This window comes from Phycicoccus sonneratiae (genome assembly GCF_016887965.1).
GTDB classification, from domain to species: domain Bacteria; phylum Actinomycetota; class Actinomycetes; order Actinomycetales; family Dermatophilaceae; genus Phycicoccus; species Phycicoccus sonneratiae.
On sequence record NZ_JAFDVD010000012.1, the window covers coordinates 232,265 to 248,188 of the forward strand.

17 protein-coding genes are annotated in these 15,924 nt (G+C 75.8%); 13 read left to right on the forward strand and 4 right to left on the reverse strand.

The genetic code is table 11. From position 1 onward, the window contains the following. Positions 1–66: 66 nt before the first annotated feature. The 3 genes from JQN70_RS11730 to JQN70_RS11740 all read left to right on the forward strand — a co-directional run bounded on the left by JQN70_RS11730 (position 67) and on the right by JQN70_RS11740 (position 2,785). The gene (locus JQN70_RS11730) at positions 67–591 is read left to right on the forward strand and encodes a TIGR03086 family metal-binding protein (protein ID WP_204131522.1); all 525 of its coding nucleotides are present in this window, start codon (positions 67–69) and stop codon (positions 589–591) included. Between the two features lie 83 nt (positions 592–674). Then, entirely contained in the window at positions 675–2,126 is a 1,452-nt protein-coding gene (locus tag JQN70_RS11735; protein ID WP_204131523.1) for an HNH endonuclease signature motif containing protein, read from the forward strand. Beyond that, positions 2,123–2,785 carry a Type 1 glutamine amidotransferase-like domain-containing protein gene (locus JQN70_RS11740; RefSeq protein WP_204131524.1) on the forward strand — a complete coding sequence of 221 codons (663 nt, stop codon included), beginning with the start codon at positions 2,123–2,125 and terminating at the stop codon, positions 2,783–2,785. The genes JQN70_RS11735 and JQN70_RS11740 overlap by 4 nt, the downstream gene beginning before the upstream one ends. A gap of 40 nt (positions 2,786–2,825) precedes the next feature. Here the strand turns inward: JQN70_RS11740 and JQN70_RS11745 are convergent, their stop codons facing one another. Further along, positions 2,826–3,455 carry a maleylpyruvate isomerase family mycothiol-dependent enzyme gene (locus tag JQN70_RS11745; RefSeq protein WP_204131525.1) on the reverse strand — a complete coding sequence of 210 codons (630 nt, stop codon included), beginning with the start codon at positions 3,453–3,455 and terminating at the stop codon, positions 2,826–2,828. A 97-nt stretch (positions 3,456–3,552) separates the two neighbouring features. Here JQN70_RS11745 and JQN70_RS11750 point away from each other — a divergent pair, with 97 nt between their 5' ends. The 10 genes from JQN70_RS11750 (at position 3,553) to JQN70_RS11795 (ending at position 12,354) form a co-directional block, all read left to right on the forward strand. Continuing rightward, complete coding sequence (locus tag JQN70_RS11750; protein ID WP_204131526.1) at positions 3,553–4,026, forward strand: MarR family winged helix-turn-helix transcriptional regulator; 474 nt, start codon at positions 3,553–3,555, stop codon at positions 4,024–4,026. Between the two features lie 52 nt (positions 4,027–4,078). Beyond that, the gene (locus JQN70_RS11755) at positions 4,079–4,714 is read left to right on the forward strand and encodes a uridine kinase family protein (RefSeq protein WP_204131527.1); all 636 of its coding nucleotides are present in this window, start codon (positions 4,079–4,081) and stop codon (positions 4,712–4,714) included. A gap of 191 nt (positions 4,715–4,905) precedes the next feature. Beyond that, on the forward strand, positions 4,906–5,913 hold the full coding sequence (locus tag JQN70_RS11760; RefSeq protein WP_204131528.1) for a DUF7847 domain-containing protein: 1,008 nt from the start codon (positions 4,906–4,908) through the stop codon (positions 5,911–5,913). After that, complete coding sequence (locus JQN70_RS20965) at positions 5,910–6,572, forward strand: DUF4129 domain-containing protein (protein WP_204131529.1); 663 nt, start codon at positions 5,910–5,912, stop codon at positions 6,570–6,572. The genes JQN70_RS11760 and JQN70_RS20965 overlap by 4 nt, the downstream gene beginning before the upstream one ends. Continuing rightward, positions 6,569–7,801: a DUF4350 domain-containing protein gene (locus JQN70_RS11770; protein ID WP_204131530.1), complete on the forward strand. Its 1,233-nt coding sequence runs from the start codon at positions 6,569–6,571 to the stop codon at positions 7,799–7,801. Before JQN70_RS20965 ends, JQN70_RS11770 begins: the two co-directional genes overlap by 4 nt. Continuing rightward, positions 7,798–8,796, forward strand: a complete 999-nt coding sequence (locus JQN70_RS11775; RefSeq protein WP_204131531.1) for an AAA family ATPase — start codon at positions 7,798–7,800, stop codon at positions 8,794–8,796. The genes JQN70_RS11770 and JQN70_RS11775 overlap by 4 nt, the downstream gene beginning before the upstream one ends. Further along, positions 8,796–10,088, forward strand: a complete 1,293-nt coding sequence (locus JQN70_RS11780; protein ID WP_204131532.1) for a DUF58 domain-containing protein — start codon at positions 8,796–8,798, stop codon at positions 10,086–10,088. Before JQN70_RS11775 ends, JQN70_RS11780 begins: the two co-directional genes overlap by 1 nt. Positions 10,089–10,116: 28 nt before the next feature. Next, positions 10,117–10,896, forward strand: a complete 780-nt coding sequence (locus tag JQN70_RS11785) for a class I SAM-dependent methyltransferase (protein WP_204131533.1) — start codon at positions 10,117–10,119, stop codon at positions 10,894–10,896. Between the two features lie 49 nt (positions 10,897–10,945). Continuing rightward, positions 10,946–11,548 (forward strand): dihydrofolate reductase family protein, encoded by a 603-nt coding sequence (locus JQN70_RS11790; protein WP_204131534.1) that lies wholly within the window; start codon positions 10,946–10,948, stop codon positions 11,546–11,548. After that, positions 11,545–12,354, forward strand: coding sequence for an LLM class flavin-dependent oxidoreductase (locus tag JQN70_RS11795; RefSeq protein WP_204131535.1), 810 nt, complete (start codon positions 11,545–11,547; stop codon positions 12,352–12,354). The genes JQN70_RS11790 and JQN70_RS11795 overlap by 4 nt, the downstream gene beginning before the upstream one ends. Positions 12,355–13,042: 688 nt before the next feature. Here JQN70_RS11795 and JQN70_RS11800 read toward each other — a convergent pair. From JQN70_RS11800 to JQN70_RS11810, 3 genes are all read right to left on the reverse strand, one after another. Continuing rightward, complete coding sequence (locus JQN70_RS11800) at positions 13,043–13,606, reverse strand: DUF2231 domain-containing protein (RefSeq protein ID WP_204131536.1); 564 nt, start codon at positions 13,604–13,606, stop codon at positions 13,043–13,045. Between the two features lie 101 nt (positions 13,607–13,707). Beyond that, entirely contained in the window at positions 13,708–14,880 is a 1,173-nt protein-coding gene (locus JQN70_RS11805) for a serine hydrolase domain-containing protein (protein ID WP_204131537.1), read from the reverse strand. Between the two features lie 77 nt (positions 14,881–14,957). Beyond that, positions 14,958–15,920 (reverse strand): hypothetical protein, encoded by a 963-nt coding sequence (locus tag JQN70_RS11810; RefSeq protein WP_204131538.1) that lies wholly within the window; start codon positions 15,918–15,920, stop codon positions 14,958–14,960. Between the last annotated feature and the right edge of the window lie 4 nt (positions 15,921–15,924).

The window sequence follows — 15,924 nt, forward strand, 5'->3', positions numbered from 1 at the left end:
GACCGCTCGCCGCGCAGGCCGATTGCTAACCCCTCGAGGGGGGTCGTCCGGTTGTACGGTCCGAGGATGGCTGACACCGGCACCCTCTCGACCGCCCTCGACCAGCTCGTCGACCTCGTGGGCGAGGTCGACGACGACACCGCCGCCCGCCCGACCCCGTGCGCGGACTGGACCGTCTCCGAGCTCGTCGACCACGTCGTCGGCGGGGTGGGCAACTTCGCCCGTGGGGTCCGGGGCGAGGAGGTCGACTGGTCGGCCGCTCGCGCGCCCGTCGAAGGTGACCGGGCCGCGGCGCTGCGGTCGGCCGCCGACGACCTGCTCGCGGCCTGGGCCGAGGCGCCCGAGGACGCCGAGGCACCGCCTCCGGAGTGGCAGTGCTCGGAGCTCGCCGTGCACACGTGGGACCTCGCGACCGCCCTCGGCAAGGACACCGCCGACCTCGACCAGTCGGTGGCCGAGAAGGGCGCGGCGTTCATGGAGCAGGGCCTGACCGACGAGAACCGCGGCGCGGCGTTCGGCCCGGCGCGGGAGGCCCCCGAGGGCGCCGACGCCTACACCCGGCTGGCCGCGTTCGCCGGCCGTGAGGTCTGAATCGTCTGCTAATTCTTTGCGCCGCAGCCGAATTGGTCTCTGGTGACTCTTGATGATCGTACGCCTGTTCGGTAGGATGAGGCATGGACAGGGGGACGATCTCGAGCCGCATCGCGGTACTGCGTGAGGAGTGCGCTGCGCTGGGTCGTGAGCTCGCCGACGGGGGTCGGGGGCTGTCGGCGGAGGAGGCGTTCGGGCTCGCGGGTGAGGCGCAGGGGTTGGCGAACGCTGCTGATGCGCTGGTGGCCGTGGCGGGGGCGTGGGGTGCGCGGGTGGAGACGACGCTGCGGGAACCGGGGCCGTGGGAGCGGGTGCACCCGGTCGGGTTCGTCGACGCGATGGCCGGCACCGAGATGAGCCTGGCGTGCGGCCTGACCGAGGGTGTGGCGGGGCGCAAGGGCGCGCTCGGTGCGGCCCTGGGTGAGCGCTTCCCGGCGATCCGCGACCTGCTGGTCTCCGGTGAGGTGGCAGCGGTGACCGCGCAGAAGGTCGTCGACGCGTGCGCCGGCCTCGACGTCGACGCGTGTGTCCGGGTCGATGCCGAGCTCGCGGGCCGGCTTCCCGCGATGGACCCGGCTCGGGTCACCGGGGAGGCACGCCGGGTCGCGGGGCGGGTGGCCGCGGACCAGGTGGCCGCGCACGCCGCGAGGACCCGCCGTGGTCGGTGCGTCGAGACCCGGGCCGGGGTGGACGGGCTGACCGACTGGTTCGCGTCCCTGCCGACCGCCACCAGTGCGGCGATGTGGTCCGCGGTCGAGCAGCTCGCGGGCGAGTACCGAGGCCTCGACGACACCCTGACGACGGCCGAGTCCCGCGCTGATGCGCTGACCGACCTCGTCCTGCGCAACGTCACCGTGTCGGCGCAGGTCACCCTCGGGGTGCCGGTCGTCGCCGACCGGCTGACACCCGAGGTGCCCGGGGAGCGGTTCCGGGTCGAGTGGGACGACGACGACACCCTGTTCGACGCGGTCACCGGTGAGGAGGTCCGCTACGGCGACCTCGACCCCGCCTCCCGCGAGGAGCTGTCCTGGATCGAGGAGCCGCCCGAGCTCCATGGTGACTGCGCCGACATGGCCGAGGTGACCCCCGGCTGGGCGGTCTCCGGCACCCACCTTCCCGGCCTCGGCTGGGTCGACCCGGCCACCCTCGCCAACCTCCTGAATCTGTTGCCCTTCGAGGTCTCCCGGGCCGTGCTCGCGGCCGACACCGGCACCCTCGCCAGCCTGACCACCAGTGCCTACCGCCCACCCAAGACCATCAGCGACTTCGTCAAGACCCGCGACGGCACCTGCCGCATGTGGGGCTGCACCAGACCCGCTGAACGCTGCGACCTCGACCACGCCAGACCCTGGCCCGACGGCACCACCACGGCGGACAACCTCGAGTCGCTCTGCCGGCACCACCACCGCTTCAAGCAGACCCAACGCTGGCGACCCGCCCTGTCACCTGACGGCACCCTCACCTGGCACGGCCCCGACGGTCAGACCCGCACCACCGAACCCCAGCACCGCATCGACCCACCGGGAGCGCCATGAAGCTGCTGCTCACCTCGGGCGGCGTCACGAACGCCTCCCTCCATGCGTCCCTCGTCGAGCTGCTGGGCAAGCCCGTCGAGGAGTCCCGCGCCCTCTGCATCCCGACTGCGCAGTGGGGCCACCCGCTGTGCGGTCCCGCCTCGCTGCAGCGGGTCGTGTCCGGTGGAGCGGGGTCGCCGCACCTCACCGGGCTCGGCTGGGGGTCGCTCGGCGTCCTCGAGCTCACCGCCCTGCCGACCGTCGCTGGGCAGCGGTGGGTGCCGTGGGTGCGAGAGGCCGACGTGCTCCTCGTCGACGGCGGCGACGCCACGTACCTCGCCCACTGGCTGCGCGAGTCCGGGCTGGCCGACCTCCTGCCGACGCTCACCGACACGGTCTGGGTCGGCGTCAGCGCCGGGAGCATGGTGCTGACGCCACGGATCGGGGACCTGTTCGTCGAGTGGCCCGGCGCCGCGGACGACCGCACCCTCGGCCTCGTCGACGTCGCGATCTTCCCGCACCTCGACGCGTTCCCGTCCAACACGATGGCCGACGCCGAGCGCTGGGCGGCGTCGATCGACGTCCCCGCCTACGCCCTCGACGAGCAGAGCGCCCTGCGCGTCGTCGACGGAGAGGTCGAGGTCGTGTCCGAGGGCCGCTGGCGGTTTTTCGAGCGCTGACCCGCGCGCGGACCTGCGACCCGGTCGACCGCGTCGACGGTCAGCGCCGCAGGGCGTCGACCCCGGGGCCGGTCAGCTCGTCGAGGACCACCGCGCGCCCGGTGACACCGAGGGTGAGCGCCTCGAGCGTCCCGACGACCTCGGCGCCGTCCCCCCATCGCCACTCGGCGTCGGTCGCACGCAACGAGACATCGGACAGCCGGCTCCCGGAGAGGAGGCCCGGGGTCGGAGCCGGACCGGTGAGGTGGTCGAGCACCGCCACCCAGTCCTCGCGGGGGACGTCCGCCTCCAGCCCGAGCGGCCGGGCGAGGTCGCGCAGGTGGATGCAGGTGTCCGCGAACGGGCCGACCGGACCGACCCGCGGCGGGTCGACCTCGTCGCCGGCGTGCGAGCGGAGCAGTCGGACGAGCTCGTCCGGCTCGCGGCGGGCCAGCCGGCGGGCGACGGCGTCGACGGTGGCGTCGGTGTCGCCGCGGTGGCGCAGGGCGACGAGCAGGAAGCGACCGAAGCCGACGAGCATCGGCTGGAGGAGGTGGCCCGCGAGGTCGCGCACCGTCCATCCCTCGCAGAGGGTGTCGGCCTCCCACTGGGCCGGGGTCAGGCCATCGAGCACGTCGGCGAGGAGGAGCCGGTTGCGCGTGGTCCGTCCGAAGAGGTCGCGGCGGTCCATGGCTCTCCTCCTCGTCGCGGCACCGGGTCCGGCGCTTGATGACACCCAAGGTGTCACATGCCGGTGAGGATGACAACTGGGGTGTCAGAATGGGCGAGTGACCACCCCCCTGCCGCCCGACCGCCTCGGCTCCCGCCTCGCCGAGGTCTACCACCTGCTCGGCACCGTGTACCGGCAGGTGCACCGCCGGGTCGAGACCGACGAGCCCGCGATGGGGATGTCGGTCGGCATCCGGGCGGTCCTCGACGCCCTGCACCGGCGCGACCGACCGTCCACGGTGCCCCGGCTCGCCACCGACCTCGAGCTCAGTCGACAGTTCGTCCAGCGGATGGTCAACGACGCGCTCGACCGGGGATGGGTCGAGCGGCGGGACAACCCGGAGCACCGCCGCTCGGTCCTCCTCGTGCTGACGCCGGCGGGGCGCGCGGCCATCGACGCGGTCGTCGCTCGCGAGCACGCGCTGATGGGTGCCACACCCGGCGGGCTGACCGAGGACGACGTGACGACGACGCTGCGGGTCCTCGGCGCCATGCGCACCGCCCTCGACCGGCTGGACCGGGCTCCGTCCTGACCCTTCCGGCCGCGTCGCCGGGCACCGCACCGCGCGCCTAGGATGGTCGCCCGTGGAGGACCCGGACGACGCCCGCGCGGCCACCGGCCTCCCCGCGACCCGGCGCCGCGTCGTCGTCCTCGCCGGTCCGAGCGGTTCCGGCAAGTCGCGCCTCGCCGACCGGGTGCACGCGGCCCGGGGCTGGCCGGTCTTCCGGCTCGACGACTTCTACCGCGACGAGGACGACCCCGCGATGCCCCGCCAGGCCGACCTCGGGATCGTCGACTGGGACCACCCCGACAGCTGGGACGCCGAGCGCGCCCTCGCGGCGCTGCGCGACCTACTCGACACCGGCCGGGCGGAGCTGCCCGTCTACGACATCTCCCGCAGCCGGGCCGTCGGCACCCACGAGGTGACCGCCCGGCCGGACGACCTCGTGCTCGCCGAGGGGATCTTCGCCGCGGAGGTCGTGGGCCGGCTCGACGCCGAGGGGATGCTGCACAGCGCCTGGTGCGTCCACCACCGACCCGCGGTCACCTTCGTCCGCCGGCTGCTCCGTGACCTGCGCGAACGTCGCAAGCCGCCGACCGTCCTGCTCCGCCGCGGCTGGGGGCTGATGCGCGAGGAGCCCGGCATCGTCGCCCGGCAGACCGCCCTCGGGGCCGTGGGTTCCCGCGCCTCGGCCGTGGAGCGGGACCTGCTCGGTTAGGGTGGCGCCGTGGTGAGCACGGGGGTACGCGGATGACCGACCAGCCGTGGGTGGCCCCCGGTTCGCAGCCGGCCGGCCCCCCGCCGGGCCCTCCCCCGCCCCCCACCGCACCGCCGGGTGGCGCACCGCCGGCCGGCGGGCCTCCCCCGACCCCGCCGCCCCCGGGCGTCCCGCCGGCCCCGTACCGCTCGATGGAGTTCCGGCCGGGCATCATCGCCCTGCGCCCGCAGCAGATCGGTGACGTCTACGGCGCCGTCCTCAAGGCGGTGCGCGGCAACCCCGCGGCCACCATCGGCCTCGCCGCGCTGACCACCTTCGCCTTCCTCCTCCCGACGACCGCGCTCGGCGCCTGGCTCTCGGGGCAGAGCGCGCTGACGGTCGTCGAGAACTCCGCGTCGAGCTCCGACACCCTGCCCGACGGCCTCGGCGTCGGCATCATCGGTGTCTACCTGCCGACCATCGGGCAGCTGCTCTCGGCCATCCTCCTCGCGGGCTTCCTCGCGCAGGTCGTCGGGCAGGCCGTCCTCGGGCGCAAGGTGTCGATGGGCGAGACGTGGCGTGCCACCCGCGGTCGGGTGCCGGCGCTCGCCGGGGCCGTGCTGCTCACCGCCCTGGCCTTCCTCCTCGTCCTGCTCGTGACGGCGGGCATCCCGACGGGGCTCATCGTCTACTCGTACGAGGCCGGCGGCGACAGCATCGGGCTCACCGTGCTGCTCGTCCTCGTCGCCGTGCTCGCCACCGTCGTGGCCCTCGTCCTCCTCGCGACGAAGTGGGCCTTCGCGACCCCGGCCATCGTCCTCGAGCGGGTCGGGGTCATCGGCGGCCTCCGGCGGTCGTGGACCCTCGTCGGCAGCCCCCTGCGCGGGCCGTTCTGGCGCATCTTCGGCATCCGCGCGCTCACCGGGCTCATCGTCGGCGTCGCGTCGTACGTCATCACGCTGCCGATCACCCTCGTGCTCTTCCTCGTCGGCATCGCCTCCATCGGCGACTCCTCGAGCGGGGCGGAGGCACTCGTCCTCCAGACCGTCAGCGCGGGCATCGCCGGGCTCATCACCGGGGCCCTCACCACGCCGTTCACCGCCGGCGTCGACGCACTGCTCTACGTCGACGCCCGCATCCGCACCGAGGGCCTCGACGTCCGCCTCATCCAGGCCACGCAGGGAGCCGCGCCGCCGCCGTGGCCGCTCACCACGCCGTGACCCCGTTCGACGCACCGCTGGACCCCTCGTCGGACGAGGCCCGCCGCTGGCTCGAGGACGAGCTGAGCAGCCCGCGCTACCACGCCCAGCCGAGCCTCATCGAGCGGCTGCGCGAGTTCCTCGACGACCTGCTCAACTCCTCGCCCTCGGGCGGGCTGCCCTCGTTCGTCGTGCCGATCGCCGTCGGGCTGGTCCTCGCCGTCCTCGCCCTCGTGCTCTGGCGCGTGCTGCGGCGCGAGGTCGGCCGCACCGGCGGCGGGCCCGGCACCGGCGTCCTCGACGTCCCCGACGTCCCGGCCGCCACCCTGAGGGCCTCGGCGCGCGCCGCCCTCGCCCGCGGCGACTGGGACACCGCGGTGCTCGACGGTGTCCGGGCGGTGGCCCGCGGGGCCGTCGAACGCGTCGTGCTCGACGACGCCCCCGGGCGCACGGCGCACGAGGTGGCGGTGGCGCTGGCCGTCTCGTTCCCGGCGGAGGATGCCGCCCTGCTCGCGGCCGCCGACGCCTTCGACGCCGTCCGCTACGGGCACCGCGGCGCCGGCGAGGAGACCGCCCGCGCCGTCCTCGCGCTCGACGACCGCCTCGTGGCCGCCCGGCCGGCCCGCCCGGGCGCGCCCGCCGAGCCGGCGGCCGACCCCACCCCGGAGCCGGTGGCATGACGACGACGGTCGCGACCAGCGCCACGGATGCCTCCCCCGTCTCGGCCTCCGGTGTCGACGGCCGCCGGGCCCTGCGCCGCGGACGCACGGTCGTCCTCTGGGTCGTGGCGCTCGTCGTCGGGGGCGCGCTCATCGCCGTCGCCGCGGGGAGCCCGCCGCCCGAGGACTACCTCCACCCCGACGGCACCGGCCAGTCGGGCACCCGGGCCCTCGTCGAGGTCCTGAGAGAGCAGGGCGTCGACGTCGACGTCGTGAGCACCGCGCAGGAGGCCGTCGACGCGGCGGGCGACGGCCGGGGCGCCACCGTGGTCGTCGGCAACTCCGACCTGCTCACCGACTCGGCCGGCCGCCGGCTCCTCGAGGGCACGCGGCGCGCGGACCGGGTCGTCCTCCTCGACGGCGCCCCGGGGATGCTCGACGCGCTCGGGCTCGGCCTCACGCTGGGGGTGCCCGCGAAGGAACCGGCCGCCGCCGACTGCTCGCTGCCCTGGGTCGAGGGCGGCGACCGCGTCTCCCGGCTCTCGTGGTCCGTCGTCCCCTCGGCCGCGGCCCGGGCCTCCGGCGCCCGGGGGTGCTTCCCCACCGGCTCGGCCGGGCCCGACCTCCCCGCGGGCTTCGCCGCGGTCGAGCTGCCCGCCACCTCCGACCACACCGTCGTCACCGTGCTCGGCATCCCCGACGCCGCGACGAACCGGTTCGTCACCGAGGCCGACCACGCCGGCCTCGTCGTCCGCCTGCTCGGGGGCTCCCCGCACCTCGTCTGGTACCACCCGGACTACGAGGACGCCGCCGCCAACCCGCCGACCACCGACGACTCGGTGTGGCCCGAGTCAGTCGGCCCGGGCCTCGTCGTCCTCGCCCTGGCCTTCGTCGCGTTCGCCCTCGCGCGCGGCCGCCGCCTCGGCCGGCTCGTCCCCGAACCCCTGCCCGTCGTCGTCCGCGCCGCCGAGACCACCGAGAGCCGCGCCGAGCTCTACCGCGCCGCGGCCGACCGGCACCGCGCGGCCGCCGTCCTGCGCCGCGCGTCGGCGGCCCGCCTCGCCACGCGCGTCGGCCTGCCGCCCACCGCCTCCGTCGACGCGCTGGCTCCCGCCGTCGCCGACGCGGCCGGCGTCCCCGCCGTCGACGTCGACCTGCTCCTGCAGGGCGGGGTCCCCGCCGACGACGCCGGCCTCGTCACGCTCGCCCAGCAGCTCGCCCACCTCGAGGAGAAGGTCCGCACGTCATGACAGACACCCCCACCACGCCCGCACCCCCGGCCGGAGACGCCCGCGCCGGAGACGCCCGCGCCGCGCTCGTCCGGGTCCGCGAGGAGGTCGGCAAGGCCGTCGTCGGCCAGGACGCCGCCGTCGCCGGGATGCTCGTCGCGCTCCTCTGCCGCGGGCACATCCTCCTCGAAGGCGTTCCGGGAGTGGCGAAGACGCTGCTGGTGCGCTCGCTCGCGGCGTCGCTCGACGTCGGCACCAAGCGGGTCCAGTTCACCCCCGACCTCATGCCGGGCGACCTCACCGGCTCGCTCGTCTACGACGCGCGCGAGAGCGACTTCTCCTTCCGGCCGGGCCCGGTGTTCACGAACCTGCTGCTCGCCGACGAGATCAACCGGACGCCGCCGAAGACCCAGTCCGCCCTCCTCGAGGCGATGGAGGAGCGGCAGGTGTCGGTCGACGGCACCGCCCACGACCTGCCGTCCCCGTTCCTCGTCGCCGCCACCCAGAACCCCGTGGAGTACGAGGGCACCTACCCGCTGCCCGAGGCCCAGCTCGACCGCTTCCTCCTCAAGGTCGTCCTCCCGGTGCCCGAGCGGGCCGACGAGGTGTCGGTGCTGCGGCGCCACGCCTCCGGCTTCGACCCCCGCGACCTCGCCGCGGCCGGCATCCGCCCGGTCGCGTCGGCCGCCGACGTCGAGGCCGGCGCCGCCGCCGTGCGCTCCGTGGAGGTGTCCGACGAGGTCATCGGCTACGTCGTCGACATCGCCCGGGCGACCCGGCACTCCCCGTCGCTCGCCCTCGGCGTCTCGCCGCGCGGGGCCACCGCGCTCCTCGCGACGAGCCGGGCGTGGGCCTGGCTCAGCGGGCGCGACTACGTCACCCCGGACGACGTCAAGGCGCTCGCCGTCGCGACGCTCGCCCACCGGCTGATGCTGCGCCCCGAGGCCGAGCTCGAGGGCACCTCGGTCACCTCGGTGCTGCACAGCGTGCTGGCCTCGGTCCCCGTCCCCCGCTGATGGCCCTGACGACGCGCGCCGCCGCGCTGCTGCTCCTCGGCCTCGTCCCCGTCGTGCTGCGGCCGGCGGGGTCGACGGTCTGGGCGTGGCTGCTCGTGTGGCTCGTCGTCGTCGGGGCCGACCTGCTGCTCGCGGCCTCGCCCAGCCAGGTCCGGATGACCCGGGAGGGCGAGGCGCTCCAGGTGCGGCTCGGCGAGTCGGTGCCGACGTCGCTGGTGCTCGAGAACACCTCGGGGCGGACCGCCCGCGGGCTGGTGCGTGACGGCTGGCCGCCCTCTGCCGGAACGCGACCCGCGAGGCACCGGGTGTCGGTCCCGGGCCACGAGCGACGACGGGTCACCACCACGCTCGTCCCCACCCGCCGCGGCGACCGCGTCGCCGACCGGGTGACGCTGCGGCTCGCCGGCCCGCTGGGGGTCGCCGCCCGGCAGCGCTCGGTCGAGGTGCCGGGTCGGGTCCGGGTGCTGCACGCCTTCCCGTCGCGCAAGCACCTGCCGAGCCGGCTCGCCGTGCTCCGCGAGCTCGACGGCCGGGCCGCCGTGCGCACCCGCGGGCAAGGAACCGAGTTCGACAGCCTCCGCGACTACGTCGACGGCGACGACGTCCGCTCCATCGACTGGCGGGCCACCGCCCGGCGCCGCCACCTCGTCGTGCGCACCTGGCAGCCCGAGCAGCACCGGCGCATCGTCATCGTCGTCGACACCGGGCGCACGAGCGCCGGCCGGGTCGACGACGCCCCGCGCCTCGACGCCGCGATGGACGCCGCCCTCCTCCTCACCGCGCTCGCCGGGCACGCGCGCGACCGGGTGCAGGTCGTCGCGGGCGACCGGCGCGTGCACGCGCGCATCACCGGCGCCGACCGGGCGACGCTGCTGCACGACGTCATCAGCACGTTGGCGCCGGTGGACCCGCAGGTCGTCGAGACCGACTGGGGCGTGCTGGCGTCGGAGGTCACCCGCTCGACGCACCGCTCGCTCGTCGTCCTGCTCACGCCTCTGGAGCCGGCCGCCGTCGAGGAGGGGCTGGTGCCCGTCCTCCCGGCCCTCGTCGCGCACCACCGGGTCGTCGTGGCGTCGGTGTCCGACCCCGCGCTGGAGCGGATGCGCACCTCGCGCGACGGGTCCGAGGAGGTGTGGGGCGCGGTCGCCGCCGAGCGCACGACGGCGCTGCGCCGCGGCGCGGCCGACGCGCTGGGCCGCCTCGGCGTCGACGTCCTCGACGCCCCGCCCGAGGACCTGCCCGTCCGGCTCGCCGACCACTACCTCGCCCTCAAGCGCGAGGGCCTGCTCTGAGCCGCCCAGGCCGTCGGAGGGGTCGCGCGTGAGCTCGTGGACCGGTGCCGCAGAGGCCTACCGGCGTTCCTTCGGCACCCTCTGCGCAGGGCCGGTCGACCGGATGCTGGCCGATCTTCCGGAGGGGCGCCACCTCGACGTCGGGTGCGGGCCGGGCGTGCTGGCCCGTCGTGCCGTGGACCGGGGACGGGCCGTGGTCGCCGTCGACTCCGACCCCGGGATGGTGGCCCTGTCGAGCACCGCCGTCCCGGGTCGGACCGTGCGCGCGGAGCTGCCGGCGCTGCCGTTCGGCGACGGGGTGTTCGACGCCGTGACGGCCAACTTCGTCGTCAACCACGTGGGCGACCCGCGGGCCACCGTGCGTGAGCTCGCGCGGGTGCTCGGGCCCGGCGGGTCCGTGGCCCTCACCGTGTGGCCGGCCGGGCCGACCGCGTGGGCCCGCCTCGTGGCGACGGCCTTCACCGCAGCCGGCGTCGACCCCCCGGTGGGGCGGCCGCTGCCCTCCGACCTGGACTTCGACCGGTCCGTGGTGGGGCTGAGCAGCCTCGTGACGGACGCCGGACTGGCCGTCAGCGCCGCGACGCAGCTCGGGTGGGACTGGGAGGTCGACCCCGACGACCTCTGGGCCGGCGTCACCGGCGGCGTGGCCACGGCGGGACGCGCCTACCGGTCACACCCCCGGTCCGTCCGCCTCCGCATCGACGACGCGTTCCGGTCGGCAGCCCGGGCCGCGACTCACGACGGCCTGCTCCGGCTGCCCAGTGTCGCGGCGTACGTGGTCGCGGGGCGCGGCGCGCGGTCATCCTGACTGCGCCTCCGTCCGATGAGTCCGGCCGCCTCCGGCAGTCTGTCGGGGTATGGCAACGGTGATCATGCACGCAGTGGTGTCGGTCGACGGCTACATCGCCGACGAGCACGACGAGGTCGGCCCGCTCTTCAACGGCGAGCACCCGCTCGTCGACGAACCCGGCGAGGAGCAGCACGCGCCCTTCCGCGTCGGGAGCGCGTCGGTCGACTACGTCCGGACCTTCTGGGGCCGCATCGGGGCCACCATCCAGGGCCGGCACCTCTTCGACCTGACGAACGGCTGGGAGGCGAGGCCGCCGGCGGGCGACCACCTGCTCGTCGTGTCGCACCGCCCGAAGCCGGACGGCTGGCACCCCGAGGCCGACGTGCCGTTCTTCGACGACGTGGCGGCCGCGGTCGAGGAGGCGAAGCGCCGGGCGGGTGACCGGGTCGTCGCCGTGTGCGCGGGCGAGGTCGGGGGGCAGGCGCTCGCGCTGGGGCTCGTCAACGTCGTCGCGATGGACGTCGTCCCCGTCGTGTTCGGTTCGGGGAAGCGCTACTTCGGCTCGACCGACGGGCAGCGGCTGCTCGAGGACCCGGAGGTCGTCATCGCCGGCGACCGGGTGCTGCACCTGCGCTACCCCGTCCGGCGCGACGAGTCGGCGTCGTCGTGACCCGGCCGTTCCGCTTCGGCGTCGTCACCCCGGTGTCGACCGACGTCGCCGCCTGGCGCGACGACGTCCGTCGGGTCGCCGACGCGGGCTTCGACACGGTCCTCGTCCCCGACGTCCCGCAGTGGCAGCCGTCGCCGACCGCCCTCCTGGCGACCGCCGCCGCGCTGGCCGACGTCCGGGTCGGCAGCTGGGTGCACGCCACGCCGTTCCGCCCGGCGTGGGAGCTGGCCTGGGAGGCGCACTCGCTGACGGTCGTCACCGAGGGCCGCTTCGAGCTGGGCATCGGCACCGGGCGCCCCGGCCTCGAGGACGAGCTCGCCTCCTACGGGATGCCCGCCGTCCCGGCCGGCGAGCGCCTCGACCGGGCGCGCGAGACGGTCGCGCGCCTGCGCGAGCTCGACGGGCCGTCGGTGCACACCCCGGTCGTCATGGCCGTGCGCGGTCCGCGCGCCCGGGCCCTCGCCGCCGAGGTCGCCGACACCGTCACCATCGCCTCCTTCGCCACCGACACCCGTGCCGACGTCGTGGCGCTGGCCCGCTCGGTCCTCGACGTGCGGGACGTCGAGATCGCCCTGCACGTCCCCGTCGTCGGCGACGAGGTCGCGCCGTTCATGGCCTCGGCCCGCGAGACCGACCCCGTCGCGCTGCGCGAGGCGGACTCACTCCTGGTCCTCCCCGGCGACCCCGCCGCGGCGGTCGAGGAATTGCTCCGCCGGCGCGAGGAGCTCGGGGCGACGTACGCGGTCGTCGGCCTGCACTCCGTCGACCGGCTCGCCCCGGTCGTCGCCGAGCTCGCCGGTCGCTGACCCGGGCGTCGACTGGCGGCGCGTCCACGCCGTCCAGAGCCGCGCCAGCACACCGAGGACGCCGACGAGCACCCAGAGCCGCACGAGGATGATGCTCAGCCCGACGAGGGGGCTCGACGAGCGGGCCGGTCGGGTCCAGCCCAGTGACCCCGGGATGTCGAGCCCGGGCACGACGTCGGCCGCGTTCCACGCGAGCAGCCCGAGGACGTCCCGCCCCACCGCCACCCCCGAGCACACCGCGCCACGGCACGCCTCGATGCGGACACCCCAGTCCCGCGACACGTCGAGCATCGCGGTCAGGAGGATCACCAGGAATCCGAAGAGCAACAAGCTGCGGGAGACCACCCAGGTGACCGGCATTCCCTCCCATCGTCGCAGCAGGACCCACAGCCCGAAGCCCAGCCACACCACGAACCCCACCGTGAGGGCCCCGACGTAGGAGAGGCTCAGGGCCCCGTCACCTGGGCCCGTGGCCGGCAGGCTCTGGTCGAGGACCCCGAGGGTTGTCAGACCTGCGAGCACGACCCAACCGACGGCGTGCATGACGATGCTGACGGCCAGCTGCTGCCCCTCGGGCGGCTGCGTGCCCACCTTCTCGCGGTACTGCCCGATCCCGGAGGCCTGGCCACTCGACACGCCTCGATGGTGCTCCCGTCATCGGGGCGGGGGGAAGGCCCGATCGAGCCCCTCAGCCGTCGACGGCCTCGAAGGCGGGGTGCCGGCTGCCGACGTCGCGCGCCGTCGAGAGGTGCCCCCCGAGGTAGGCCGCGACGCCCATCGCCGAGGCACCTGCGAGCCCGAGCCCGGCACCGGCCGCGTGCCGGCCACGCCGCCGGGCGAGCCAGGACGCCGCGTAGAGACCGATCGCCGCGCCGTTGGTCACCGCGTGCACGAGGCCGACCCGCTGCTCGCGCGGCCCCGAGTCCGACCACTCCGCCCAGCCGCTCCAGGCCGTCGGCCCCACCGCCGCGAGGCCCACCCCGACCAACGTGCGGGCGGCCCCGCGGCCCTCCTCGCCGCCGACGACGTCGAGCACGGACGCCGAGGTCCACGAGCCGATGACGACGTCGGTGAGCAGCGGGTGCAGGGCGTGGCCGAGCCACTCGCCGCGCAGCAGCCGGCCCCGCCACCCGGTGGCGAAGGCCGCGCCGACGACGGGCGCGACCGCGGCGACGGCGCCGTCGAGGGCGTCCAGCTCCTCGAGGCGCAGCGTCCAGGCCACCTGCGGCGGCACGTTCTCGATCGAGCTCATCGTGGTCCCCTCTCGACGGCGGCGCCGTGGCTCCCGGCTACCCGCTCGATCCTCGCCCCAACCCGGTGCCGCGGCAACCGGCACGACGGCCCGTGCGCCGGCTACGGGTCGGCCAGCCCGCCGGCGACGAGGAACCGCCGGACGAACGGTGTGACCTCGACCGGGGCCGGGACGAGGATGGCCACCGACGCCTTCCGGTCCGGGAGGACGGCCAGCACCGTGCGGTAGACGATCGCGTCCCCCAGGTGGCCGACTCCCTGGAGGCCGCGGCGTCCGCCCTCGACCGCCGCGAGGTCCATCGTCCCGAGGCCGTAGCCGTCGCCGTCGGAGAAGTCGGTCATCTGCGCCACGGACTCCGGCGACAGCACCTGCGCGCCGTACAGCGCGTACCCCCAGCGCGCGACGGTCTCGGCGTCACCGGCCATCCCCCCGGCCGCCCCGAGGTAGGTGGACACCGCCCGGCACGGGAGGTAGGGGCCGGGACCGGAGCAGCGGTCGAGGTCGGCCTGTCCGGTGTCCGGCGCGGGGGCGATGGCCAGCGGGGGCGGGAGGCCGTCGGTGCGCTGGGCGGACAGGCGCGCCAGCCCGGCCGGTCGCCAGAGGTCCGCGGCCATCGCCTCGTCGATGCTGCGCCCCCCGGCCACCTCGACGATCCGCCCGAGCAGGACGAAGTTCGTGTTGTCGTACCGGTACGTGTCCCCGGGTGGGTCAGTTGCCGGCCGCACGAGGTCGAGGTACCGGTCCGGGGTCCAGGCCGAGTCCGGGTCGCCGAGCGTCGCGTCCCGTCCGAGGCCGACGCTGCTGCGCTGGGCGAGCAGCTGGCGGACCGTCACCCCGTTGGCGACCTGCGGGATGTCGAGGTAGGTCGACGCCGGTGCGTCGAGGTCGACCTTCCCCTGCTCGGCGAGCAGCATCACCTCGGCCGCCGTGAACGTCTTCGTGATGCTGGCCAGCGCCATCCCCGACGTGGGCACGAGCCGCGTGCCGCGTCCGTCGGCACCGGCCGCTCCGGCCCACGCGCCCTGCGGCGTGACGACCGCGGCCGTGACGCCCGACATGAGGCCGGACGAGACCCAGCCGTCGATCTCCCGCTGGAGACCCGTCACCTGCTCCGCGGGCAGCGCGGCGTCCGGCACGGCCGGCCAGACCCTCGGGTCCGACGCGCTCGTGGCAGGGGACGGCGACCCCGTGGGCTCGACGGGCGGGTCGGACGAGCATCCCACCACGAGGACGAGCGCCACCGGGACCCACGCGACCCGACGCAGCACCGACATGGAGGCCTCCGGTCCTCGACGGTACGCCCGTCACACCTCGCCCGACCAGCCCCGACGGACGACTCGCGCCGGACCGGCTAGGACGCCGGGGCGCCGGCCTCGGCGGGGACGAGGTCGACCGGGCAGGCGCGCTGCAGCCCGCCGCCCGGGAACCGCACCAGCCGGCCACGGCGCGACCCGGCGCGCAGGGCCTCCAGGGGAGCAGTCCGCGCGAGCATCAGCCCGGCCTCCAGGTGCAGCACGTCGTCGGCGACGAACGAGCGGAGGGTCCGGCCGTCGGGGTACTCGGTCGCGACGACGGCCGCGAGGCACCCGGCCACCAGGAGGACGAAGAGCACCAGGGACGCGAGGGTCAGACCCACCTGCCACGTCCACGGAGCCGCACGGGTCAGGGCGAGGTCGGCCGCCGCCAGCAGCACCCCCGCGAGGACCACCCGGACCCCGAGCAGCTGTCGCAGGGCGTGACGCCGCACGTCGCGACGGAGCCGGGCGTCGACGACCGTCTCCCGGGCCGGACCCGTCCGTGCGGGGTGGCCCAGCAGGAAGTCCTCGTCGTCGACGGTCACGAGGTCCCCCACGACGACGACCACCCCTGCTCGAGCCCGGCGTGGATGGAGCCGCACGACCCCGTCGCGGCGGACGGCGCGTCGGGCCCAGCCCCGACCCATCGGACGCGCACCCGCCCCCGCGACGACGAAGGAGCCGGAGACGTCGTACCCCGTCGCCCGCTCGGCGCCCGGGACCACCGGCCGGCGGATCCGCAGGATCGCGGTGACCACGCGGCCCCCGAGGACGACGGCCAGGAGCAGGCCCACGACGCACCCGGTCGCGGGCCCGACGGCCCAGCCGACCGCGACCCCGGCCGCCAGGGCCAGGACGAGCGAGGCCACGACGACCGGTCGGAGCGCGGAGGACACCGCGGCACGCACCGCGATCGCCTGGGCCTGCGTGAGGCGGACGGTCCGTGGCGGCCGCGGCGACTCGGCCCACCCGCTGGGCGGCTCGAGGGGCGCCGTCGGGTGGTCCGCGCCGGACGTCATCGCG